Here is a 23,942-nt window from a genome sequence, read left to right on the forward strand (position 1 = left end):
GGCGTTGCGTTCAGAGCCGCCAAGCGGCGCCCTGGGGCGGGCGATTGGCGGTTCCCATGCTCGCGGCTTAGAGCGTACGAGCCACTTGGACTTTCTCGAAGACTTCGATCTTGTCGCCGACCTTGACGTCGTTGTAGCTCTTGACGCCGATACCGCATTCCATGCCGGCACGTACTTCGGACGCATCGTCCTTGAAGCGACGCAGCGATTCCAGCTCGCCTTCGAAGATCACCACGTCCTCGCGCAGTACGCGGATCGGACGGTTGCGGTAGACCACACCCTCGACGACCATACAGCCGGCGATGGCGCCGAACTTCGGCGAACGGAACACGTCACGCACTTCGGCGATACCCAGGATGTTCTCGCGAACATCGCTGCCGAGCATACCGGTCAGGGCTTTCTTGACGTCTTCAATGATGTCGTAGATCACGTTGTAGTAACGCATATCCAGACCTTCCTGCTCGACGATCTTGCGCGCGCCGGCATCGGCACGCACGTTGAAGCCGAACAGTACTGCATTGGAAGCCAGGGCCAGGTTGGCGTCGCTCTCGGTGATACCACCGACACCGCCACCGATCACGCGAACCTGTACTTCGTCGTTGCCCAGGCCACTCAGGGAGCCCTGCAGGGCCTCGAGAGAACCACGAACATCGGACTTGAGCACGATGTTGAGGGTCTTCTTCTCTTCCTGGCCCATGTTCTCGAAGATGTTCTCGAGTTTGCCAGCGTGAGCGCGAGCCAGTTTGACCTCGCGGAACTTGCCTTGACGGAACAGGGCAACTTCACGGGCTTTCTTCTCGTCAGCCACTACCGACAGCTCGTCACCGGCGTCCGGGGTGCCATCCAGGCCGAGGATCTCGACCGGGATCGACGGGCCGGCTTCTTTAACAGTCTTGCCGTTTTCGTCGAGCATGGCCCGTACACGGCCGTAGTTCGAACCGCACAGGACCATGTCGCCCTGACGCAGGGTACCGTCCTGAACCAGCACGGTAGCCACCGGGCCGCGGCCCTTGTCCAGACGCGACTCGACCACCACACCACGACCCGGGGCCGATGGAGTGGCCTTGAGCTCGAGGATCTCGGCTTGCAGCAGGACGGCTTCGAGCAGTTCGTCGACACCGGTACCCATCTTCGCCGACACCTTGACGAACGGCGTGTCTCCACCCCAGTCCTCGGAAGTGACGCCTTCGACGGCCAGTTCGTTACGGATGCGATCGAGGTCGGCACCCGGCTTGTCGATCTTGTTCACCGCAACGACCAGCGGAACACCGGCAGCCTTGGCGTGCTGGACCGCTTCGCGGGTTTGCGGCATCACGCCGTCGTCCGCCGCGACCACCAGGATCACGATGTCGGTCGCCTTGGCACCACGGGCACGCATGGCGGTAAACGCGGCGTGACCAGGGGTGTCGAGGAAGGTGACCATGCCGCGGTCGGTTTCCACGTGGTAGGCACCGATGTGCTGGGTAATACCACCGGCTTCGCCAGCGGCAACCTTGGCACGACGGATGTAGTCGAGCAGCGAAGTCTTACCGTGGTCAACGTGGCCCATTACGGTCACGACCGGCGCACGGGCGAAGGCTTCACCTTCGAACTTCAGCGATTCGGCCAGGGAATCTTCCAGGGCGGTATCGCTGACCAGGGTGACCTTGTGGCCCAGCTCTTCGGCGACCAGTTGAGCGGTCTCCTGGTCGAGCACCTGGTTGATGGTCACCGGAGTGCCCAGCTTGAACATGAACTTGACGACTTCAGCGGCCTTGACCGACATCTGCTGGGCCAGGTCGGAGACGGTAATGGTCTCGCCGATCTGGACGTCGCGGATAACCGGACCGGTCGGGTTCTGGAAGCCATGGGCGTTGCGCTTCTTCGGCTTGCCCTTGCCACGGCCACCACGACGGAAGCCATCGCTTTCTTCGTCGGTGGTACGCGGAGCGGCACGCGGGGTTGGCGCCTTTTCCTTTTCCTTGACCTTGACCGAAACGCGCGGCGCTTCGTTACGGCGCTCGCCGCCACGACGCTCGTCGTCACGCGACTTGTCGCTGCGACGGACGTCGTCTTTCTTGCGCTCGGCAACCGGTGCCGGTGCGGCATCGGCGGCGTCGATCACTGGCGCGGCAGCCGGAGCCGGAGCCGGCGCGGCAGCAGCCGGTGCGGCGTTCGCAGCGGCTGGCTGACGACGGGCTTCTTCCTCGGCACGCTGACGTGCTTCGGCATCGGCTTTTTCACGGGCAGCGTTTTCGGCTGCACGGCGCTCTTCCAGCTCGCGCTTCTGCTCGGCCTGGATTTCTTCCGGGCTGCGCTGAACGAATACTTTCTTCTTGCGTACTTCTACGCTGATGCTCTTGCTACCGGCGACACGCAGGGTGCTGGTGGTTTTGCGCTGCAAGGTGATCTTGCGCGGCTCTTCCACTTTTGCCTTGTGGCTGCTCTTCAAATGAGCCAGCAATGCCTGCTTCTCATTGTCGGTCACTACCTGACCGGCGTCGGTGTGCGGCAGACCTGCCTCACGCATCTGCTGCAGCAGGCGCTCTACCGGTGCAGCGACCTCTTGGGCCAATTCTTTCACCGTGACTTGCGTCATGCACTTCTCTCCTCAGGCCGCGCCTAATTACTCGAACCAGTGGGCTCGGGCGGCCATGATCAACTTGCCGGCACGCTCTTGGTCGATGCCGTCGATGTCGAGCAGGTCATCAATCGACTGCTCGGCCAGGTCTTCGCGGGTAACTACGCCGCGCACCGCCAGTTCCATCGCCAAATCCTTGTCCATACCCTCAAGCGAGAGCAGGTCTTCGGCCGGATGGGCGTCTGCCAGCTTTTCCTCAGTAGCGATGGCTTTGGTCAACAGGCGATCCTTGGCGCGAGCACGAAGCTCGTTGACGATGTCTTCGTCAAAGCCGTCGATGTTGAGCATTTCTTCCAGCGGTACGTAGGCAATCTCTTCCAGGCTGGTGAAGCCTTCATCGACCAGCACCTGTGCCAGCTCTTCGTCGACTTCCAGCTCGTCGATGAAGTTGCGCAGGATGTCACCGGTTTCAGCTTGCTGCTTGGCCTGGATGTCCGATTCGGTCATCACGTTCAGGGTCCAGCCGGTCAACTGACTGGCCAGGCGCACGTTCTGGCCACCACGGCCAATCGCCTGGGCCAGGTTGTCGGCACCCACCGCGATGTCCATGGCGTGGGCATCTTCATCGACGATGATCGCCGCGACTTCAGCCGGCGACATGGCGTTGATGACGAATTGTGCAGGGTTGTCGTCCCAGAGGACGATATCCACACGCTCACCACCCAGTTCGCCGGACACGGCCTGGACACGCGAACCGCGCATGCCGATACAGGCACCTTGCGGATCGATGCGTTTGTCCTTGGAGCGCACGGCGATCTTGGCGCGCGAACCCGGATCACGGGACGCGGCCATGACTTCGATCAGGCCCTCGGCGATTTCCGGCACTTCGATGCGGAACAGTTCGATCAGCATCTGTGGCGCGGTACGCGACAGGATCAACTGCGGGCCGCGGTTCTCGGTGCGGATTTCCTTGAGCAGTGCACGCAGGCGCACACCCACACGGAAAGTCTCGCGGGAGATGATGTCTTCACGGGCCAGCAACGCTTCGGCGTTGTTGCCCAGGTCAACGATGACATTGTCACGGGTGACCTTCTTGACGGTACCGGAGATGATCTCGCCCAGACGCTCGCGGTAGGCATCTACCACCTGAGCGCGCTCGGCTTCACGGACCTTCTGGACGATGACTTGCTTGGCGGTCTGGGCGGCAATGCGGCCGAACTCGATCGACTCGATCTTTTCTTCGATCACGTCACCGACTTTAGCTTCAGGATGGGTGTCCTGAATCTTCGCTGGCCACACTTCGATCGCCGGATCGTCCAGATCCTTTTCTTCGACGACAGTCCAGCGACGGAAGGTTTCGTAGCTACCGGTGTGGCGGTTGATTTCCACACGCAGGTCGACTTCGTCGTCAAAACGTTTTTTGGTTGCAGTGGCCAGAGCCACTTCCAGCGCTTCAAAAATCACGCCGGCCGGTACGCCCTTTTCGTTGGATACCGACTCAACAACCAGCAGTACTTCTTTGCTCATCGTACGCCTCGCCTTTCGCAAGCCATTGGATCCGCGCGGTCCGCGGGATCCGGCACGTCTCAGTCAAAACTGGGAATAATGTTGGCCTTGTCGATCGAATCGATCGGCAACAGGAATTCGTTGTTGTCTACCTGGACCACAACATCCTGATCCTCCACGCCACGGAGAAGGCCCTGAAAGTTACGACGACCTTCAAAGGGCGTACGCAGCTTGATCTTCACTTGTTCGCCGGCATGCGAAGCAAACTGTTCCAAGGTGAACAGCGGGCGATCCATGCCAGGAGAGGACACTTCAAGGGTATATTCGGACGTAATCGGGTCTTCGACATCGAGGATCGCACTGGCCTGGTGACTGACTTTTGCGCAGTCATCAACCAGCACGCCATCTTCTTTATCGATGTAAATCCGCAGGACCGAATGTTTGCCTTGAGAGATGAATTCGATCCCCCAGCATTGATAGCCAAGAGCCTCGACCACCGGGGCCAACAAGGCCTGCAACTGTTCTAGCTTGCTCGACACCTGAACCCCCTCGTGCATGCTATGCAAATAAAAAATGGGCAAAGCGCCCATCCCTGATACGCCGTTGAATACCGGCGTTATGACTGTTCAGCCAAGAAAAAGCCCCTGCAAAAGGGGCTCCGCTGAAACTGGTTGCGGGGGCTGGATTTGAACCAACGACCTTCGGGTTATGAGCCCGACGAGCTACCAGACTGCTCCACCCCGCGACAAAGCTGGGGCGAAAGTATACGACCGAACCCCGACAGGGTCAATCTAACCTCCACCTACAAGAAAGCCCGCTGTAGCGGGCTGTCTTGTTTCAATTGGTACCGAGAAGGGGACTCGAACCCCTACACCCTATGGGCACAACCACCTCAAGGTTGCGTGTCTACCAATTCCACCACCTCGGCAATACTACTTTGAAACCCGTTACTTCTGCTCTTGAGCGGGAGGAACATCGCCAGTCTTAGTGGCTTCGCTCTTCTGCTCCTGGAGCACCGGTACATCATCTGTTGCCGGCTTTTGCTGCTTCACTTCCAAGACCGCTGGATCTGGCAACCCTACTTGAGTCAGCTCTTGAGCTTTCTCCTTAGCAAAGTATCCTAACCCAAGAGCAGTTAAGAAGAAAGAGGCAGCTAGTATAGCAGTAAACTTACTCAGAAAGGTAGCAGAACCTTGGCTTCCGAACACAGTATTTGAAGCACCTGCGCCGAAAGATGCACCCGCTTCCGCACCTTTACCCTGTTGCAGCAACACCAGCACTACCAAACCCAGCGCGCCCAACAGATGCAAAACAACGATCACTGTTTCCAGCATTTTTCAGTTTCCTGCGGCGCGACAAATTGCACCGAATTCGTCTGCGTTCAGGGAAGCCCCACCAATCAGGCCCCCATCGATATCCGGCATGCCGAACAGTTCAGCCGCATTGGCCGCCTTCACGCTGCCGCCGTATAGAAGCCGCACACTCGCTGCGACTTCCGGGTTCTTTGCCGCCAGCTGCTCGCGAATGGCCTTATGCACATCCTGAGCCTGCTGTGGCGAGGCCGTCAGCCCTGTGCCGATGGCCCATACAGGCTCATAGGCAATCACCGCACTGGCGAAGACTTCGACACCGAACGCTTCGATGACGCTGTCCAGCTGACGCCCGACAATCTCAAGCGTTTTACCCGCTTCGCGCTCTTCGAGGGTTTCCCCTACACAGAGCACCGGCTTCAAACCACAAGCCTGTGCCGCAGCGAACTTGCGATTGAGGACTTCGTCGTTCTCGCCAATGATCTGGCGGCGCTCGGAGTGCCCAATCAGTACCAGCTCGCAACCTGCCTCGGCCAGTTGACTCGGTGCAATTTCACCGGTCAGTGCGCCTTGCTCAGGCTGTACCGCAGAATTCTGAGCGCCGACGGCGATCGCCTTGCCTTGTACGCCATCAATTACCTGATTGATGTACAGGGCGGGGGGAAACACCGCGACCTCGACACCGCTCGGCAGGGCGAGATTACTCAAGCCCTTGATCAGCTCAGCGACGCTGGCGCGGGTACCGTGCATCTTCCAGTTACCAGCTACCATAGGGCGACGCATGCTGTACCTCGTCGGTCAAAGAGGGCGCAGATGTTACCCAACCCGATCACCTCTGGCAAGCGTAATTCAAACGCAAACTTCACTTACCAGTTTTGCCAGGGCTTCGGCGTGGCCGCGAACCTGATTTTCATCCTCGCCTTCGACCATTACCCGCACCAGAGGCTCTGTCCCGGACTTGCGCAGCAGCACACGGCCACGACCGGCCAGTGCCTCGGTAACCTTGGCACTGGCGTCCTTGACCGCTGGATGCTCCAGCGGGTCGACCTTGCTCGCACCAAAGCGCACGTTGATCAGCACCTGCGGGCACTTGCGCAGGGCCTGACGGGCCTGGGCCAGGGTTTCTTCGCGGCGCTTGAGGGCCATCAGCACCTGCAGCGCGGCGATGATCGCATCACCGGTGGTGGTGTGGTTGCAGCACACCACGTGCCCGGAGTTCTCGCCACCGATGACCCAGTCGCGCTCCAGCAGCTCGGCCATCACGTAGCGGTCACCGACCTTGGCGCGCACGAACGGGATGTCGAGATCCTTCAGGGCCAGCTCCAGCCCCAGGTTGCTCATCAGGGTGCCCACCACCCCGCCCTGCAGCTTGCCGCGCTCATGCAGGTCACGGGCGATGATGAACAGCAGCTCGTCGCCATCGACGATGGCGCCGGTGTGATCGACCATCAGCACCCGGTCACCGTCGCCGTCGAAGGCGATGCCGAGGTCGGCATGGCCCACCAGCACCGCCGCCTGCAGCGACTCGATGTGGGTCGAACCGCAGTTCTCGTTGATGTTCAGGCCATCAGGCTGCGCTGAGAGCACGGTGACATCAGCACCCAATTCGCGGAACACGCTCGGCGCGACCTTGTAGGTAGCGCCGTGGGCGCAGTCGACCACCAGCTTGAGGCCGGCAAAATCAGTGCTGCTCGGCACGCTGCTCTTGCAGAATTCGATGTAACGCCCAGCCGCATCGTTGATGCGCGAGACCTTGCCCAGCTTGCTCGATTCGACCACGGTCATCGGCTGGTCGAGCAGTTCCTCGATCATCAGCTCGACTTCGTCCGGCAGCTTGGTACCCTGCCCGGAGAAGAACTTGATGCCGTTGTCGTCATGGGGATTGTGCGAAGCACTGATAACGATGCCCGCTTCGGCATGGAAGGTACGGGTCAGGTAGGCGATGGCCGGGGTCGGCATCGGCCCGAGCAACATCACATCGGCGCCCGCCGCTGACAGCCCGGCTTCAAGCGCCGATTCAAACATGTAACCGGAAATTCGCGTGTCTTTGCCGACCAGTACCCGGCAGGCACCCTGCCTGCGAAAGGCCATGCCCGCCGCCCAGCCAAGCTTGAGCATGAAGTCAGGGGTGATGGGGTATTCGCCGACACGGCCACGAATACCGTCGGTACCAAAATATTTTCTGCTCATAGATGCTCCATCACTCTTATTCGGCGGCTTGCACCGCAGCAATCATCCGCACTACATCGGCGGTTTCGGCGACATCGTGAACGCGCAATATGCTCGCGCCCTTGGTCATCGCCAGCGCAGCCAGGGCAAGGCTGCCATAGAGCCGTTCTCCGACCGGACGGCCCAGGGCCAGGCCGATCATGCTCTTGCGCGAAACACCTACCAGCAAGGGACGCCCCAACCGGTAAAGTGCTTCCATGTGCTTGAACAGGCTGAGGTTGTGCGCCAGGGTCTTGGCGAAGCCGAAGCCTGGATCGAGGATGATCCGCCCGGCTTCGATGCCGACTGCCGCACACGCAGCCATACGCTCTTCAAGGTAGTTCGCCACCTCGGCGGTGACATCCTCGTAATGCGGATTGTCCTGCATGTCGCCCGGCTCGCCACGCATATGCATCAGGCACACCGGCAAGCCGGTGGCTGCTGCGGCATCCAGGGCACCATCACGGCTGAGCGAGCGCACATCGTTGATCAGCCCGGCACCGAGCCTGGCCGATTCGCGGATAACCGCTGGCGTCGAGGTATCGACCGAGATGATCACATCCAGCTCGCGATTGATCGCTTCGACGATCGGCGCGACGCGCTCCAGCTCTTCAAGCGCCGACACCGCACGTGCGCCGGGGCGAGTGGACTCGCCACCGACATCGACCAGGGTCGCACCGGCAGCCACCATCGCTTCGGCGTGGCGCAAGGCTGCGTCACGCTGGGTGAAGCGGCCGCCATCGGAGAAGGAATCGGGGGTGATATTGAGGATACCCATGACATGGGTACGGGACAAATCAAGAACCCGGTTGCCGCAAGGCAACCGGGTCGGGTACTGCTGTGAAGTCATATGTGCCCTTAGACTTGCGCCGCTGGACCGCCGATCGGCGACTCAGGGCGATCGCTCTGCGGAGCAGAGGCGCCTGGAGTGCCCGATCCACCTTCCCAGTCACGCGGCTCGCGTGGCTCGCGACCAGCCATGATGTCGTCGATCTGATCGGCATCGATGGTCTCGTACTTCATCAGCGCATCGGCCATGGCGTCGAGCTTGTCGCGGTTTTCGGTGAGGATCTGCTTGGCCGTGGCGTAGCACTGGTCAATGATGCTGCGTACTTCCGAGTCGATCAGCTTGGCGGTCTCACCGGAGACACTGGCGTGCTGGGAACCGGCACTGCGGCCCAGGAACACCTCACCCTCTTCTTCGGCATACATCAGCGGACCGAGTTTTTCCGACAGGCCCCACTTGGTGACCATGTTGCGGGCGATCTGACTGGCACGCATGATGTCGTTGGAGGCACCGGTGGTGACGCCATCGAAGCCCAGGGTCATCTCTTCGGCGATACGGCCACCGTACAGCGAGCAGATCTGGCTGATCAGTGCGCGCTTGGACAGGCTGTAACGGTCTTCCTCCGGCAGGAACATGGTGACACCCAGTGCCCGGCCACGCGGAATGATCGAGACCTTGTACACCGGGTCATGCTCGGGCACCACACGGCCAACAATGGCATGGCCGGCTTCGTGGAAGGCGGTATTGCGCTTCTCTTTCTCGGACATGACCATGGTCTTGCGCTCGGCGCCCATCATGATCTTGTCTTTGGCCAGTTCGAACTCTTTCATCTCGACGACGCGCTTGCCACCACGGGCAGCGAACAGCGACGCTTCGTTGACCAGGTTGGCGAGGTCGGCACCGGAGAAGCCTGGAGTACCACGGGCAATCACGGCTGGATTGACGTTCTCGCCAATCGGCACCTTGCGCATGTGTACCTTGAGGATCTGCTCACGACCGCGGATATCCGGCAAGCCAACGACGACCTGACGGTCAAAGCGGCCTGGACGCAGCAGCGCCGGGTCGAGGACGTCCGGACGGTTGGTCGCGGCGATGACGATGATACCGTCGTTCATTTCGAAGCCGTCCATCTCAACCAGCAACTGGTTGAGGGTCTGCTCGCGCTCGTCGTGACCGCCACCCATGCCGGCGCCACGATGGCGACCGACGGCGTCGATCTCGTCGATGAAGATGATGCACGGTGCGTGTTTCTTGGCCTGCTCGAACATGTCGCGAACACGGCTGGCACCGACACCGACGAACATCTCGACGAAGTCGGAACCGGAGATGGTGAAGAACGGCACCTTGGCTTCGCCGGCAATAGCCTTGGCTATCAGGGTCTTACCGGTACCTGGCGGGCCAACCATGAGCACACCGCGAGGAATACGACCGCCCAGGCGCTGGAACTTGCCCGGATCGCGCAGGAATTCGACCAGCTCGCCGACTTCTTCCTTGGCTTCGTCGCAGCCGGCAACGTCGGCCAGGGTGGTTTTCACCTGATCTTCGGACAGCAGGCGCGCCTTGCTCTTGCCGAAGCTCATCGGCCCGCCCTTGCCACCGGCACCGCCTTGCATCTGGCGCATGAAGAACATGAATACGGCAATGATGACCAGGATCGGGAAGCTGGCGACCAGCAGTTGGGTCCAGATGCTCTGCTGCTCTGGCTGTTTGCCTTCGACCACGACGTGGTTGTCGACCAGGTCACCGATCAGGCCGTTGTCCTGAATGGCCGGACGGATGGTCTTGAAGCTGTCGCCATCGGTACGTTTACCGGTAATGACGTAGCCGTCGACCGCAACGCGCTCGACCTTGCCATCCTTGACCTGCTGAATGAAGTCGGAATAGTTGAGGGTCTGCGGCTCATTCGGGCTGGAGAAGTTGTTCATCACTGTCACCAGGACAGCCGCGATGATCAACCACAGGATCAAGTTCTTTGCCATATCGTTCAATTAGCTACCCTCTGAAGCCGGCTGACGGCGCAGCCGTGCCTCGCATGATATTCACCGGCTTAACTTACTACATAACCTACACATCTGCAGGCGCCGTCTGTAACCCTTTGTGAAACCTAGACTACACGATGTTCATCCAGGTCAGGCAGGAGAGCCGATTGGAAAAAACTATCGGATACCCTGAAAGCCGCCGGCCTGACGCCCTACTCGCCGCGGTAACCCCTCGCCAGCAAGTACTGTTCGCGGGAGCGGTCCCGCGAAGAATCAGGCTTGAGCATCTGGACCTTGTCGAATTTCTGACGAGCGTCCTTGAGGTATACGTCAAACCCTTCGCCCTGGAAAATCTTGATCAGGAAATCACCACCCGGCTTGAGCACCCGGGTCGCCAGATCAAGGGCCAGCTCACAGAGAAACATGGCCTTGGGAATATCCACGGCAGGCGTACCACTCATATTGGGGGCCATATCGGAAATCACAAGGTCTACGTGCGAATTACCCACCGCCTCGAGGATCTGCGCCAGCACTTCGTCCTGGGTAAAGTCCCCCTGGATGAAGGTAACGTCAGGAATGCTGTCCATTTCCAGGATGTCGGAAGCGATCAAACGCCCCTGACCACCAATCAGACGACTGGTCACCTGCGACCAGCCACCCGGGGCCGCACCCAGGTCGACGACGCTCATACCAGGGCGGATAATCCGGTACTTTTCCTGGATTTCCAGCAATTTGTAGCTCGCACGCGAGCGATAACCGTCCTTTTGCGCCTTTTTAACGTAAGGATCGTTGAAGTGTTCTTTCAGCCAGCCAAGGCTTGTCTTGGAACGCGCCATTGGGCACCTCGATGATAAGGGTCGTGATTAACTGGGCGGATCCACGGGCCCTCGGGTAAAATGGCCGCCATTTTTACAGAATCAGACAAAGGGTCAGATTATGCCGCTCAATAACGAGCAGAAGAAACAGTACAAATCCATTGGCCACGACCTGAAACCAGTTCTGATTGTGGCAGGCAATGGGCTGACTGAAGGGGTTATCGCCGAACTCGAACGCGCCCTGGTCGATCACGAACTGATCAAGGTCGAGATTCGCTCCGAAGACCGCGAAGAGCGTGCCGCCGCAATTGCCGCGCTGTGCAAGGCCGGCCGCGCCGAACTGGTACAGACCATCGGCAAGAAGGCGCTGATCTATCGCCGCAATCCGCAACCGAACAAGCAGTTGTCGAACATCCACCGTTACAAGTGATGCTCGCCCCGGTCAGTGGCGCGCCTTGCGCGCCCTGCCCGGCACGGGCTGCATGACCAGCAGCAAGCCGGTCAGGCCCAGCACCAGGTAACAGAACAGCTGCCAGCGCAGTTCCCCCGGCATGCCCACGCGCAACGCGAAATACACCACGCACGCCAGCATCACCATCGACAACAACTGCCCCCGCATGTCCCGCCACAGACTGGACAGGCCCTGCGCCTGAATCAGCACCAGCGCCTGCACGCCTGCGCAAAACGCCGCAAACGCCACCAGCAACGATGCCATCAGGCTACCGATATCCTCGATCAACAGCGGCGCCAGGCCAATCTGGCCCAACGCCGGCAGCAGACCGAAATGCAGCATCCACAGGCCGCCAACCCAGAGTACCTGGGTCAGCTGCCAGATTGCCGGGGCGGCAGCAAAGCCCCGGCGACGGTCAGATGTGTTTGACTTCGACAATCTCGTACTCGACCGTACCGCTTGGCGTCTTGATCACAACGGCATCACCCTCTTCCTTGCCAATGATGGCACGGGCGATCGGAGCACCGACCGAGAGCTTGCCCTGCTTGACGTCGGCTTCGTCCTCACCAACGATCTGGTAAGTCACCTGCTCGCCGGTCTCGGTGTTTTCCAGGTCCACGGTGGTGCCGAAGATCACCTTGCCGGTGTGGGCAATGGTGGTGACGTCGATCACGACCGAGTTCTGCAGACGGCCTTCGATATCGCGAATACGCGCCTCGACCATCCCCTGCTCTTCGCGGGCAGCGTGGTACTCGGCGTTTTCCTTGAGATCGCCCAGCTCGCGAGCCTCACCAATGGCCTGGCTCAGGCGCGGACGCTCGGTCTTGCTCAGGAACAGGTGCTCTTCCTCCAGGGCGCGAGCGCCCTGGACGGTCATCGGGTATTTGGTAATGCTCATGCTTTGAGTCCTGCATGCAGATCCTGCAAGCGGCGAACGGTCTTTTCAGGACCAAACTTCAGCGCTTCGCAGATGGCTTCACCGGCCGCAATGGTGGTGGTGCAGTAAATCTTGTGCTGCAACGCATTGCGACGAATCGAGTAGGAGTCGGCAATCGACTGGCGACCTTCGGTGGTGTTGATGATCAACGACACTTCGTCGTTCTTGATCATGTCGACCACGTGCGGACGACCTTCGGTCACCTTGTTCACGCGACGCACTTTCAAGCCAGCCGCTTCAATGACCTTGGCGGTACCGACGGTGGCGACCACTTCGAAGCCCAGGGCGATCAGGTCGCGGGCAACGCCAGCCACTTGTGGCTTGTCGTCGTCACGCACGCTGATGAATGCGGTACCGCCAGTCGGCAGCACTTCGCTGGCGCCCATCTGGGCCTTGGCAAACGCTTCACCGAAGCTGTCGCCGACACCCATGACTTCACCGGTGGATTTCATCTCAGGGCCGAGGATCGGGTCAACACCTGGGAACTTGGCGAACGGGAACACCGCTTCCTTGACGCTGTAGAAGTTAGGAATGATTTCCTTGGTGAAGCCGATTTCCTTGAGGCTCTTGCCGGCCATGACCCGCGCGGCAATCATCGCCAACGAAGTGCCGATGCACTTGGAGACGAACGGCACGGTGCGCGAGGCGCGCGGGTTGACTTCGATCACGTAGATCTTGTCGCCCTGCAGGGCCAGCTGCACGTTCATCAGGCCGACAACGCCCAGTTCCAGGGCCATTTTCTTGACCTGTTCGCGGACTTCGTCCTGAACATGGGCCGGCAGCGAGTACGGTGGCAGCGAGCACGCCGAGTCACCGGAGTGAACACCGGCCTGCTCGATGTGCTGCATGATTGCGCCGATCACCACGTCGGTGCCGTCGCAGACCGCATCCACGTCCATCTCGATGGCGCAGTTGAGGAAGTGGTCGAGCAGCACCGGGCTGTCGTTGGACACTTGCACCGCTTCACGCAGGTAACGCTTGAGCTCGTCCAGCTCGTAGACGATCTCCATGGCGCGGCCGCCCAGTACGTAGGACGGGCGCACAACCAGCGGGTAGCCGATGATGCCGGCGGCGCGGATGGCTTCGTCTTCGCTGCGCACGGTGGCGTTTGGTGGCTGCAGCAGATTCAGGCGCTGAACCATCTGCTGGAAACGCTCGCGGTCTTCGGCGCGGTCAATGGCGTCCGGGCTGGTACCGATGATCGGCACGCCGGCTTCTTCCAGGGCACGAGCCAGTTTCAACGGGGTCTGGCCGCCGTAGTGGACGATCACGCCTTTCGGCTTCTCGACACGAACCACTTCCAGCACGTCTTCCAGGGTCAGCGGCTCGAAGTACAGGCGGTCGGAGGTGTCGTAGTCGGTGGAGACGGTTTCCGGATTGCAGTTGACCATGATGGTCTCGTAACCGTCTTCACGCAGGGCCAGTGCCGCGTGTACGCAGCAGTAGTCGAACTCGATGCCCTGGCCGATACGGTTAGGGCCGCCACCCAGGATCATGATCTTGTCGCGGGTCGACGGATTGGCCTCGCACTCTTCCTCATAGGTCGAGTACAGGTAGGCAGTATCGGTGGCGAACTCGGCCGCGCAGGTGTCAACGCGCTTGTAGACCGGGAACACTTCCAGCTTGTGACGGTGACGACGCAGGTTCTTGTCGGTGATGCCCAACAGCTTGGCCAGGCGCTGGTCGGAGAAGCCCTTGCGCTTGAGGCGCAGCATCAGGTCCTTGTCGATCGCCGACAGGGCCAGGGTCTTGACCTTCTCTTCGTCCTTGATCAGGTCTTCCATCTGCACCAGGAACCAGTGGTCGATACCGGTCAGGGCGAAGATTTCGTCGCAGGTCATGCCCGAACGCATGGCGTCGGCGACGTACCAGATGCGCTCGGCGCCCGGTACGGTCAGCTCGCGCTTGAGGATGCTGGCAGCGTCAGGGCTGGCCAGGTCGACTTTCGGGTCCAGGCCGCTCACGCCGACTTCAAGGCCGCGCAGGGCTTTCTGCAGCGACTCCTGGAAGGTCCGGCCGATGGCCATGACTTCACCCACGGATTTCATCTGGGTAGTCAGGCGGGCGTCGGCTTTCGGGAATTTCTCGAAGGCGAAACGCGGCAGCTTGGTGACGACATAGTCGATCGACGGCTCGAAGGACGCCGGGGTACGGCCGCCGGTGATGTCGTTCTGCAGTTCGTCGAGGGTGTAACCGACAGCCAGCTTGGCGGCGATCTTGGCGATCGGGAAGCCGGTGGCTTTCGACGCCAGGGCCGAGGAACGCGAAACCCGTGGGTTCATTTCGATCACGACCATGCGGCCGGTGTCCGGGCAGATACCGAACTGCACGTTGGAACCGCCGGTTTCGACACCGATTTCACGCAGCACCGCCAGCGAGGCGTTGCGCATGATCTGGTATTCCTTGTCGGTCAGGGTCTGTGCCGGCGCCACGGTGATCGAGTCACCGGTGTGCACACCCATCGGGTCGAAGTTTTCGATCGAGCAGACAATGATGCAGTTGTCCTTTTTGTCGCGGACCACTTCCATCTCGTACTCTTTCCAGCCGATCAGCGATTCGTCGATCAGCAGTTCCTTGGTTGGCGACAGGTCCAGACCACGGGCGCAGATTTCTTCGAATTCTTCACGGTTGTAGGCGATGCCGCCACCGGTGCCGCCCATGGTGAAGGACGGACGGATGATGCACGGGAAGCCGAGCTTCTCGAGGACCGCGTTGGCCTCTTCCATGCTGTGGGCGATACCGGAACGCGGGCACTCAAGGCCAATGGCCTTCATGGCGGTGTCGAAGCGCGAACGGTCTTCAGCCTTGTCGATGGTGTCGGCGTTGGCGCCGATCATTTCCACGCCGAACTTTTCCAGGATGCCTTCGCGCTCCAGGTCCAGGGCGCAGTTCAGGGCAGTCTGGCCACCCATGGTCGGCAGCAGCGCGTCAGGGCGCTCTTTTTCGATGATCTTGGCAACGGTCTGCCACTTGATCGGTTCGATGTAGGTCGCATCAGCCATGGCCGGGTCGGTCATGATGGTCGCCGGGTTGGAGTTCACCAGGATGACGCGATAGCCCTCTTCGCGCAGGGCTTTGCACGCCTGGGCGCCGGAGTAGTCGAATTCGCAGGCCTGGCCGATCACGATCGGGCCAGCGCCGAGAATCAGGATGCTTTTAATGTCTGTACGTTTTGGCATGGGTTGTCACTCAATTCCGCAGGTCAGTCGGCAAGCCGCATTGAACAATCTTGGGGGCGGCACCTGAACGCGGCTTGCACCGGTCCAGGGCCTTCTCGCCAGATGCTCAGCGGCGCTTGGCCATGGCATCGATGAAACGGTCGAACAGTGGCGCGACGTCGGTCGGGCCCGGGCTGGCTTCAGGGTGGCCCTGGAAGCTGAACGCGCTCTTGTCGGTACGCTCGATACCCTGCAGGGTACCGTCGAACAGCGACTTGTGGATGGCACGCACGTTGCCCGGCAGGGTCGCTTCGTCAACCGCAAAGCCGTGGTTCTGGCTGGTGATCATCACCACACCGGTGTCCAGGTCCTGGACCGGGTGGTTGGCGCCGTGGTGACCATGACCCATTTTCACGGTCTTGGCACCGGAGGCCAGGGCCAGCAGCTGGTGACCCAGGCAAATGCCGAACACCGAGACCTCGGTTTCAAGGATGTCCTTGATCGCCTGGATCGCGTAGTCGCAAGGCTCCGGATCGCCAGGGCCGTTGGACAGGAACACGCCATCAGGATTGAGCGCCAGGACTTCACTGGCCGGGGTTTGCGCCGGCACTACGGTCAGGCGGCAGCCGCGGGCAACCAGCATGCGCAGGATGTTCAGCTTGACGCCGAAGTCGTAGGCCACCACGTGGTACGGCAGCTCGGCGGCTTCAATGGTGGCGTGGCTGTCGGTCTTCAGCTCCCAGACGCTGGAGCGCCATTCGTAGCTGCTCTTGGTGCTGACGACTTTTGCCAGGTCCATGCCCTTCAGGCCCGGGAAACCGCGAGCAGCGGCGATTGCCGCCTCTTCGCTGATGTTGTCGCCGGCCAGGATGCAGCCGTTCTGCGCGCCCTTCTCACGCAGGATGCGGGTCAGACGACGGGTATCGATACCCGCGATCGCCACCACGTTGTTGGCCTTGAGGTAATCAGGCAGGGATTGCTTGTTGCGCCAGTTGCTCGCGATCAGAGGCAGGTCGCGAATCACCAGACCAGCCGACCAGACGCGGTCGGATTCGGCGTCTTCCGGCGTGGTGCCGGTGTTGCCGATGTGCGGGTACGTCAGGGTAACGATTTGCTGCGCATAGGAAGGGTCAGTCAGGATTTCCTGATAGCCGGTCATTGCGGTGTTAAACACCACCTCACCAACGGTCTGACCGTCGGCTCCAATGGCTTCACCGCGAAAAATGCTGCCATCAGCAAGGGCGAGTATGGCTGGCTTAGTCAAGAAGACCTCCCGTAAATCTAGCCTGAAGGGGCGATCGCAGGTTGCAAAAAAGCGGAATGACGTATAGACACGTCACCCCGCTTTCTTCGTCGAATTATCTGCGCGCTTTTAGTGGACACACTAAAGCTGTAGCTTACAGAAAAACGCTTTTTTGGTCTACCACTTAAGTGCCTGAAAGGCGCAGGAATGCGACAGGGCGTCGCGGGAATGGAAAAGCATCGCTGGCAAGCCAGCTCCCACAGGAGCCACTGAGACTCAGGAATTGCAGCCATGGCGCAATTCCCGTGGGAGCTGGCCTTGCCAGCGATGGGCCGCGCAGCGGCCCCTGAACAGCGATCAACGCAGGTCGAGCACGTCCTGCATGTCGTACAGGCCAGGCTCGCGCCCGTCCAGCCACAGGGCGGCACGTACCGCACCCCTGGCGAAGGTCATGCGGCTGGAGGCCTTGTGGGTGATCTCCAGGCGCTCACCTTCAGCAGCGAACAGCACGGTGTGATCACCGACCACATCGCCAGCACGCACGGTGGCGAAGCCGATGGTCTGGCGATCACGCGCACCGGTCTGGCCTTCACGGCCATACACCGCCACTTCCCGCAGGTCACGACCCAGCGCATTGGCAACCACTTCACCCATGCGCAGCGCGGTACCCGACGGCGCATCGACCTTATGCCGGTGGTGAGCCTCGATGATCTCGATATCCACGTCATCGCCCAGCACCCGCGCAGCCATGTCCAGCAGCTTCAGGCTGAGGTTGACGCCAACGCTGAAGTTGGCGGCGAAGACGATCGGAATGTCCTTGCCCGCCTCGACCAGCAACTGCTTCTCTTCAGCAGAGAAACCGGTGGTGCCGATGATCATCGCCTTGCCTGCCTTGCGGCAGAACGCCAGGTTCTTCAGGGTCACCGACGGGTGAGTGAAGTCGATCAGCACGTCGAACTCGTCGGCGACCTTGGCCAGGTCGTCGGACAGCAGCACGCCAATCCGGCCCAGCGCCGCCAGCTCACCAGCATCGGCGCCGACCAGCGAGCTGTCCGGGCGATCGATCGCCGCGGTCAAACCGGCACCCGGGGCTTGCTGCACAGCTTCGATCAGGGTCTTGCCCATGCGCCCTGCCGCGCCCATTACCGCTATACGTCGCATGCCCTACTCCTTCTTACAGATCGCCGAAGAAGCGCTTCACGCCTTCGAACCAGCCATTGGCTTTCGGCGAATGGGAACTGTCGCCTTCCAGCGAATCACGCAGCTCTTCGAGCAGCTCGCGCTGACGACGGCTGAGGTTGACCGGGGTTTCCACCGCGACCCGGCACATCAGGTCACCGGCACCACCACCGCGAACCGGCGCCACACCCTTGCCACGCAGACGGAATTGCTTGCCGGTCTGGGTGCCTTCCGGGATTTTCAGCTTGACCCGACCATCAAGGGTCGGCACTTCCAGCTCGCCACCCAGGGCGGCATCGGTGTAGCTGATCGGCACTTCACAGTACAGATGCTTGCCGTCGCGCTGGAAAATCGAGTGTTCACGCACGTTGATCACAACGTACAGGTCGCCAGTCGGGCCACCCTGGGAACCAGCCTCGCCTTCGCCGGACAGACGAATACGGTCGCCGGTATCGACGCCAGCCGGGACTTTGACCGAAAGCGTCTTGTACTCTTCGATGCGGCCTTCGCCGTGGCACGAATCACACGGATCGGTGATGACCTTGCCCTGGCCGTGGCAACGCGGGCAGGTCTGCTGGACCGAGAAGAAGCCCTGCTGCATGCGCACCTGGCCAATACCGCCACAGGTCGGGCAGGTCGAAGGCGACGAGCCTTTCTTGGCCCCGGAACCGTCACACGGCTTGCAGTTGACCAGCGTCGGCACACGGATGTTGACCGTGGTACCGCGCACGGCTTCTTCCAGGTTCAGCTCCAGGGTGTAACGCAAGTCGCTGCCACGCTGGGCGCCACCACGCGAACCACCACGGCCGCCGCCGAAGAAATCGCTGAACACATCACCGAAGATATCCGAGAAGTTCGCGCCGCCGAAACCGGCACCGCCGCCACCCATGCTCGGATCCACGCCGGCATGACCATACTGGTCATAGGCCGCACGCTTGCTGGCATCGGAGAGCACTTCGTAAGCCTCGTTGGCTTCCTTGAATTTCTCTTCCGACGCTTTGTCATCAGGATTACGGTCCGGGTGATGCTTCATCGCCAGACGGCGGTAGGCTTTCTTCAGATCCGCTTCACTGGAGCCGCGCTCAACTCCCAGAACTTCGTAATAGTCACGCTTTGCCATAAGTCTTTGCACTCTTGAGGACGTTCGGCAAACCTCTGCGCATTCCGCGCTGTGCCGCCAGCACCTGCCTCACCCACCCTCCGGGCGGCTGACAGATGCTGTAAAAATTCGGGTATTGCAGACACGCCAACGCGGGAGCAAGCCCCCGCGCGGCGACATCCTACCAGCCAACCATCAAAAAACAGTCAATTGGCCGACAACCTGTAGCAATTACTTGTCTTTGACTTCTTCGAACTCAGCATCGACAACGTCGTCATGCTTGGCTTCCGGCTCGGCCTGCTGAGCGCCGCCCTTAGGCTGCTCAGCCGACTGCTCGGCGTACATCTTCTGGGCAACCGGAGCCGAAACCTTCGACAGCTCTTCGACCTTGGCGTCGATGGCAGCCTTGTCGTCGCCCTTGATGGCGGCTTCCAGGGCAACCACGGCAGCTTCGATCGCAGTCTTCTCGTCGGCAGTAACCTTGTCACCGGCGTCAGCGACCATCTTGCGAGTCGAGTGAACCAGTGCATCACCCTGGTTACGGGCAGTGGCCAGCTCTTCGAACTTGCGGTCTTCTTCCGAGTTCGCTTCAGCGTCGCGGATCATCTGTTGAATTTCTTCATCAGACAGGCCGGAGTTGGCCTTGATCACGATCGACTGGGTCTTGCCAGTAGCCTTGTCCTTGGCGCCTACGTGCAGAATGCCGTTGGCGTCGATGTCAAAGGTCACTTCGATCTGCGGCACGCCACGTGGTGCTGGTGGAATGTCGGCCAGGTCGAACTTACCCAGGGACTTGTTCTGTGCTGCCTGCTTGCGCTCACCTTGCAGCACGTGAATGGTCACGGCGCCCTGGTTGTCATCGGCAGTCGAGAACACTTGCGACTTTTTGGTCGGGATAGTGGTGTTCTTCTCGATCAGCGCGGTCATCACGCCACCCATGGTTTCGATACCCAGGGTCAGCGGGCTGACGTCCAGCAGCAGTACGTCTTTGACGTCACCGGCCAGTACCGCACCCTGGATCGCAGCACCCATGGCAACCGCTTCGTCCGGGTTGACGTCTTTACGGGCTTCTTTACCGAAGAAGTCGGTAACAGCTTTTTGCACCAGCGGCATACGGGTCTGACCGCCGACCAGGATCACGTCGTCGATCTTGCTGACGTCGATACCGGCGTCTTTCATGGCGATGCGGCATGGCTCGATGGTGCGCTGAACCAGGTCTTCTACCAGCGATTCCAGCTTGGCGCGGGAGATCTTCACGTTCAGGTGCTTAGGACCGGTAGCGTCTGCAGTGATGTACGGCAGGTTGACGTCGGTCTGCTGACTCGAGGACAGCTCGATCTTGGCCTTTTCAGCGGCTTCTTTCAGGCGCTGCATGGCCAGCGGGTCACCTTTGAGGTTCATGCCGCTTTCTTTCTTGAACTCGTCGACGAGGTAGTCGATCAGGCGGATGTCGAAGTCTTCACCACCGAGGAAGGTGTCGCCGTTGGTGGCCAGCACTTCGAACTGATGCTCGCCATCGACTTCGGCGATTTCGATGACCGAAACGTCGAAGGTACCGCCACCCAGGTCATAAACGATCACGGTGTGATCGCCCTTGGCCTTGTCCATGCCGTAGGCCAGGGCAGCCGCGGTTGGTTCGTTGATGATCCGCTTGACGTCCAGGCCGGCGATGCGGCCGGCGTCTTTGGTGGCCTGACGCTGGCTGTCGTTGAAGTAGGCCGGAACGGTGATCACCGCTTCGGTCACTGGCTCGCCGAGGTAGTCTTCGGCGGTTTTCTTCATCTTTTTCAGGATTTCAGCCGAGATTTGTGGCGGTGCCATTTTCTGGCCGTTCACTTCAACCCAGGCGTCGCTGTTGTCAGCCTTGACGATTTTGTACGGAACCATCTGGATGTCTTTCTGCACCACTTCTTCTTCGAAGCGACGACCGATCAGACGCTTGACCGCGTACAGGGTGTTGTGCGGGTTGGTGACCGCCTGGCGCTTGGCCGACTGGCCAACCAGGATTTCGCCATCGTTGGCGTAGGCGATGATCGACGGCGTGGTACGAGCGCCTTCGGCGTTCTCGATGACCTTGACGTTGCCGTTTTCCAGAATGGAGACGCAGGAGTTGGTGGTCCCCAGGTCGATACCGATGATTTTACCCATGTTAACTCTCCCGAAACTTGAATTTGGTTGCCGCAGCAGTGGTGGCTAACTGCGGTAATACTTGAATGCTTGACACCTAGATGGGGGCGCCGGAAACGATTTCAAGCCTGCTCGTCAATCGACGGCGTAACCGCTGCCGGGGCCTTGCTGACCACGACCATGGCCGGGCGCAGCAGGCGACCGTTGAGCTGGTAGCCCTTCTGGAACACCTTGAGCACGCTGTTGGGCTCGACTTCGGCGCTTTCCTGCATGGCCATCGCCTGATGGTGCTCGGCATTGAACGGTTCGCCGTGCGGGTCGATGGCCTCGAGGTTGTAGCGCTTGAGGGTGTCGTGGAACATTTTCAGGGTCAGCTCGATGCCTTCACGCATCGGGCGAATGCTCTCGTCGTCCGCGCTGGACAGCTCCAGGCCGCGCTCGAGGCTGTCGATGACCGGCAGCAGGTCACCGGCGAATTTTTCCAGGGCGAACTTGTGCGCCTTTTCTACGTCCTGCTCGGCGCGGCGGCGCACGTTCTGCAGGTCGGCGGCGGTGCGCAGGGATTGATCCTGGGCCGCCGCCAGCTGCTCTTCGAGCACCTGCACGCGGGCGCTCAGCTCTTGGTCGCCAGTCGCTTCGGCGTTCAGATTCTGTTCATCCAGCTGTTCGTCAGCCATAAAATCTCTCCTCTCGAATAAGGTCTGCGAGCATGACTCGCGCTTCTGCCGGCTATATGGGGTCGCAAAATCCAGGTTCAAGGGCCTTCAAGACAGCTTGCTCACATTCGCTCATAACCCAGCGCAATCAGAACCGCGCCCTGATAACCAAATCGAACTAAACATCAGCATTGTCAGCGGATTTGAAAACACTGTATAAATAACCAGACCTAACGCCTGGGAGCCGCCCCAATGCTGGTGCACCTGTCCGTACACAACTACGCCATCGTCGAACACCTGGACCTCGAGCTCGCCCGCGGGATGAGCGTCATCACCGGTGAAACCGGGGCCGGCAAATCGATCATGCTCGACGCCCTGGGCCTGACCCTGGGCGATCGCGCCGACAGCGGCGTGGTGCGCCCCGGGGCCGACAAGGCCGACATCCTCGCCACCTTCGACCTGGAAGACATCCCCGAGGCGCGCACCTGGCTGGCCGAGCGCGACCTCGACAGCGACGGCCCGTGCATCCTGCGCCGGGTGATCACCGCCGAAGGCCGCAGCCGTGGCTACATCAACGGCACGCCCTGCCCGCTCGGCGACCTCAAGGCCCTGGGCGAGCTGCTTATCGACATCCACAGCCAGCATGAGCACCAGTCGCTGCTGAAAACCGACACCCACCGCCGCCTGCTCGACGAATACGCCGGCGCCACCGACCTGGCCCGCCAGGTACAGCTGGCGGCCCAGCGCTGGCGCCAGACCCGCCAGGAGCTGGAACGGCTGTCCAACTCCGGCGATGAGCAGCGCGCGCAGCACCAGTTGCTCAGCTACCAGTTCGAAGAACTGGACAACCTCGGCCTGGGTGAAAACGAACTGGAGCTGCTGGAGCAGGAACACAAGAACCTGACCAATGCCGAAGCGTTGTTCGGCATCTGCCGCCAGGTCATCGACCACTGCAGCGAAAACGATTCGGGCAACGTCCTCAACGCCCTGACTGCCAGCCTCAACCGCCTGACCGCCGTGCACAACGCGCCCAGGGCCCTGGGTGAAGCCGCCAGCATGATCGCCAGCGCACAGATCCAGGTCGAGGAAGCCGTCGGTGAGCTGAACCGCTTCCTCGACAACTTCGATGCCGACCCGGCGCGCCTGCAACAGCTCGAAGAGCGCCTCGATACTATTTATACCCTTGCTCGCAAGCACCGGGTGCACCCCACCGAGCTGGCCAGCCTGCAGCAGCGCTTGATGGAAGAGCTGGAAAACCTCAACGCCAACGACGAATCGATCGAGCGCCTGGGGGAAGAACTGGCCGCCTATGCCCGCCATTACCAGGACAAGGCTGGCGAACTGAGCGCCTTGCGCCAGCACGCCGCCAGCCAGCTGGCCAGTGCGGTGGAGCAGGAAATCCAGCGCCTGGGCATGCCGGGTGGCCGCTTCAGCATCGAGTTGCGCGCCAACAGCAGCGACGAACTGCAACCCCAGGGCCTGGAACAGGTCGAGCTGCTGGTCAGCGCCAACCCCGGGCAGCCGCTCAAGGCCCTGGCCAAGGTTGCTTCCGGTGGCGAGCTGTCGCGGATCAGCCTGGCGATCCAGGTGATCACCGCACAGACCTCGCGTATCCCGACCCTGGTGTTCGACGAAGTCGACGTGGGTATCGGCGGGCCAACGGCAGAGATCGTCGGTCAATTGCTACGCCGCCTGGGCGAGCGCGGCCAGGTGCTGACCGTAACCCACCTGCCGCAGGTCGCTGCCCAGGGCCACCATCACCTGTTCGTGCATAAAGTACGTGACAGCGATGCCACCCATACCGCCGTGGCCAACCTGGGCAAGCGCGAGCGTGTAGAAGAGGTCGCACGCATGCTCGGTGGCATCGACCTGACCAAGGAATCCCTGGCCCACGCACGCAAGATGGTGGTTACCAGCAAGGCCTGAG

General features: G+C 60.8%; 19 protein-coding genes and 2 tRNA genes. 2 read left to right on the plus strand and 19 right to left on the minus strand.

The window, feature by feature from the left end; genetic code table 11:
* Positions 1-67: 67 nt before the first annotated feature.
* From infB to rlmE, 11 genes are all read right to left on the minus strand, one after another.
* Entirely contained in the window at positions 68-2,578 is a 2,511-nt protein-coding gene (gene infB, locus BV82_RS23160) for a translation initiation factor IF-2 (RefSeq protein WP_010222982.1), read from the minus strand.
* Between the two features lie 27 nt (positions 2,579-2,605).
* The gene (gene nusA / locus BV82_RS23165) at positions 2,606-4,087 is read right to left on the minus strand and encodes a transcription termination factor NusA (protein WP_010222981.1); all 1,482 of its coding nucleotides are present in this window, start codon (positions 4,085-4,087) and stop codon (positions 2,606-2,608) included.
* A gap of 59 nt (positions 4,088-4,146) precedes the next feature.
* Entirely contained in the window at positions 4,147-4,605 is a 459-nt protein-coding gene (gene rimP / locus BV82_RS23170; RefSeq protein ID WP_010222980.1) for a ribosome maturation factor RimP, read from the minus strand.
* Positions 4,606-4,734: 129 nt separating this feature from the next.
* Positions 4,735-4,811 (minus strand) — tRNA-Met (locus BV82_RS23175).
* Positions 4,812-4,908: 97 nt separating this feature from the next.
* Positions 4,909-4,994 (minus strand) — tRNA-Leu (locus BV82_RS23180).
* A 19-nt stretch (positions 4,995-5,013) separates the two neighbouring features.
* Entirely contained in the window at positions 5,014-5,400 is a 387-nt protein-coding gene (gene secG, locus BV82_RS23185) for a preprotein translocase subunit SecG (RefSeq protein WP_010222979.1), read from the minus strand.
* Positions 5,401-5,403: 3 nt separating this feature from the next.
* Positions 5,404-6,159: a triose-phosphate isomerase gene (gene tpiA, locus BV82_RS23190; RefSeq protein ID WP_010222978.1), complete on the minus strand. Its 756-nt coding sequence runs from the start codon at positions 6,157-6,159 to the stop codon at positions 5,404-5,406.
* Between the two features lie 66 nt (positions 6,160-6,225).
* Positions 6,226-7,566, minus strand: coding sequence for a phosphoglucosamine mutase (gene glmM / locus BV82_RS23195; RefSeq protein ID WP_010222977.1), 1,341 nt, complete (start codon positions 7,564-7,566; stop codon positions 6,226-6,228).
* A gap of 16 nt (positions 7,567-7,582) precedes the next feature.
* On the minus strand, positions 7,583-8,434 hold the full coding sequence (folP, locus tag BV82_RS23200; protein ID WP_010222976.1) for a dihydropteroate synthase: 852 nt from the start codon (positions 8,432-8,434) through the stop codon (positions 7,583-7,585).
* An 8-nt stretch (positions 8,435-8,442) separates the two neighbouring features.
* Entirely contained in the window at positions 8,443-10,350 is a 1,908-nt protein-coding gene (gene ftsH / locus BV82_RS23205) for an ATP-dependent zinc metalloprotease FtsH (protein ID WP_010222975.1), read from the minus strand.
* Positions 10,351-10,562: 212 nt separating this feature from the next.
* A complete protein-coding gene (rlmE, locus tag BV82_RS23210; RefSeq protein WP_010222974.1) occupies positions 10,563-11,186 on the minus strand; it encodes a 23S rRNA (uridine(2552)-2'-O)-methyltransferase RlmE in 624 nt (207 codons plus the stop codon).
* A 100-nt stretch (positions 11,187-11,286) separates the two neighbouring features.
* Here rlmE and yhbY point away from each other — a divergent pair, with 100 nt between their 5' ends.
* Positions 11,287-11,595, plus strand: coding sequence for a ribosome assembly RNA-binding protein YhbY (gene yhbY / locus BV82_RS23215; protein WP_010222973.1), 309 nt, complete (start codon positions 11,287-11,289; stop codon positions 11,593-11,595).
* Positions 11,596-11,607: 12 nt separating this feature from the next.
* Here yhbY and BV82_RS23220 read toward each other — a convergent pair whose 3' ends face one another.
* The 8 genes from BV82_RS23220 to grpE all read right to left on the minus strand — a co-directional run bounded on the left by BV82_RS23220 (position 11,608) and on the right by grpE (position 22,036).
* The gene (locus BV82_RS23220) at positions 11,608-12,054 is read right to left on the minus strand and encodes an MFS transporter (RefSeq protein WP_174242310.1); all 447 of its coding nucleotides are present in this window, start codon (positions 12,052-12,054) and stop codon (positions 11,608-11,610) included.
* Positions 12,032-12,514: a transcription elongation factor GreA gene (greA, locus tag BV82_RS23225; RefSeq protein ID WP_010222971.1), complete on the minus strand. Its 483-nt coding sequence runs from the start codon at positions 12,512-12,514 to the stop codon at positions 12,032-12,034. Before greA ends, BV82_RS23220 begins: the two co-directional genes overlap by 23 nt.
* The gene (carB, locus tag BV82_RS23230) at positions 12,511-15,732 is read right to left on the minus strand and encodes a carbamoyl-phosphate synthase large subunit (protein WP_036996921.1); all 3,222 of its coding nucleotides are present in this window, start codon (positions 15,730-15,732) and stop codon (positions 12,511-12,513) included. Before carB ends, greA begins: the two co-directional genes overlap by 4 nt.
* Before the next feature lie 106 nt (positions 15,733-15,838).
* The gene (gene carA / locus BV82_RS23235) at positions 15,839-16,975 is read right to left on the minus strand and encodes a glutamine-hydrolyzing carbamoyl-phosphate synthase small subunit (protein WP_036996922.1); all 1,137 of its coding nucleotides are present in this window, start codon (positions 16,973-16,975) and stop codon (positions 15,839-15,841) included.
* Between the two features lie 336 nt (positions 16,976-17,311).
* Positions 17,312-18,115: a 4-hydroxy-tetrahydrodipicolinate reductase gene (gene dapB, locus BV82_RS23240; RefSeq protein ID WP_010222968.1), complete on the minus strand. Its 804-nt coding sequence runs from the start codon at positions 18,113-18,115 to the stop codon at positions 17,312-17,314.
* Between the two features lie 13 nt (positions 18,116-18,128).
* Positions 18,129-19,253, minus strand: coding sequence for a molecular chaperone DnaJ (gene dnaJ, locus BV82_RS23245; RefSeq protein WP_010222967.1), 1,125 nt, complete (start codon positions 19,251-19,253; stop codon positions 18,129-18,131).
* Between the two features lie 210 nt (positions 19,254-19,463).
* Complete coding sequence (gene dnaK, locus BV82_RS23250) at positions 19,464-21,380, minus strand: molecular chaperone DnaK (RefSeq protein ID WP_010222966.1); 1,917 nt, start codon at positions 21,378-21,380, stop codon at positions 19,464-19,466.
* Between the two features lie 101 nt (positions 21,381-21,481).
* On the minus strand, positions 21,482-22,036 hold the full coding sequence (gene grpE / locus BV82_RS23255; RefSeq protein WP_010222965.1) for a nucleotide exchange factor GrpE: 555 nt from the start codon (positions 22,034-22,036) through the stop codon (positions 21,482-21,484).
* A 231-nt stretch (positions 22,037-22,267) separates the two neighbouring features.
* Between grpE and recN the strand changes: the two genes are divergently transcribed.
* Positions 22,268-23,941, plus strand: a complete 1,674-nt coding sequence (recN, locus tag BV82_RS23260; RefSeq protein ID WP_036996925.1) for a DNA repair protein RecN — start codon at positions 22,268-22,270, stop codon at positions 23,939-23,941.
* Position 23,942: the final 1 nt, after the last annotated feature.

The sequence above is a fragment of the Pseudomonas donghuensis genome (assembly GCF_000696345.2).
Lineage (GTDB): Bacteria > Pseudomonadota > Gammaproteobacteria > Pseudomonadales > Pseudomonadaceae > Aquipseudomonas > Aquipseudomonas donghuensis.

Bases quoted from the DNA above. Each gene is read 5' to 3' on its own strand.
- dnaJ (WP_010222967.1), bottom strand. From the start codon at position 19,253: ATGGCAAAGCGTGACTATTACGAAGTTCTGGGAGTTGAGCGCGGCTCC.
- nusA (WP_010222981.1), bottom strand. From the start codon at position 4,087: ATGAGCAAAGAAGTACTGCTGGTTGTTGAGTCGGTATCCAACGAAAAG.
- yhbY (WP_010222973.1), top strand. From the start codon at position 11,287: ATGCCGCTCAATAACGAGCAGAAGAAACAGTACAAATCCATTGGCCAC.
- ftsH (WP_010222975.1), bottom strand. From the start codon at position 10,350: ATGGCAAAGAACTTGATCCTGTGGTTGATCATCGCGGCTGTCCTGGTG.
- glmM (WP_010222977.1), bottom strand. From the start codon at position 7,566: ATGAGCAGAAAATATTTTGGTACCGACGGTATTCGTGGCCGTGTCGGC.
- recN (WP_036996925.1), top strand. From the start codon at position 22,268: ATGCTGGTGCACCTGTCCGTACACAACTACGCCATCGTCGAACACCTG.
- grpE (WP_010222965.1), bottom strand. From the start codon at position 22,036: ATGGCTGACGAACAGCTGGATGAACAGAATCTGAACGCCGAAGCGACT.
- folP (WP_010222976.1), bottom strand. From the start codon at position 8,434: ATGACTTCACAGCAGTACCCGACCCGGTTGCCTTGCGGCAACCGGGTT.
- secG (WP_010222979.1), bottom strand. From the start codon at position 5,400: ATGCTGGAAACAGTGATCGTTGTTTTGCATCTGTTGGGCGCGCTGGGT.
- dapB (WP_010222968.1), bottom strand. From the start codon at position 18,115: ATGCGACGTATAGCGGTAATGGGCGCGGCAGGGCGCATGGGCAAGACC.
- infB (WP_010222982.1), bottom strand. From the start codon at position 2,578: ATGACGCAAGTCACGGTGAAAGAATTGGCCCAAGAGGTCGCTGCACCG.
- greA (WP_010222971.1), bottom strand. From the start codon at position 12,514: ATGAGCATTACCAAATACCCGATGACCGTCCAGGGCGCTCGCGCCCTG.
- tpiA (WP_010222978.1), bottom strand. From the start codon at position 6,159: ATGCGTCGCCCTATGGTAGCTGGTAACTGGAAGATGCACGGTACCCGC.
- carB (WP_036996921.1), bottom strand. From the start codon at position 15,732: ATGCCAAAACGTACAGACATTAAAAGCATCCTGATTCTCGGCGCTGGC.
- rlmE (WP_010222974.1), bottom strand. From the start codon at position 11,186: ATGGCGCGTTCCAAGACAAGCCTTGGCTGGCTGAAAGAACACTTCAAC.
- dnaK (WP_010222966.1), bottom strand. From the start codon at position 21,380: ATGGGTAAAATCATCGGTATCGACCTGGGGACCACCAACTCCTGCGTC.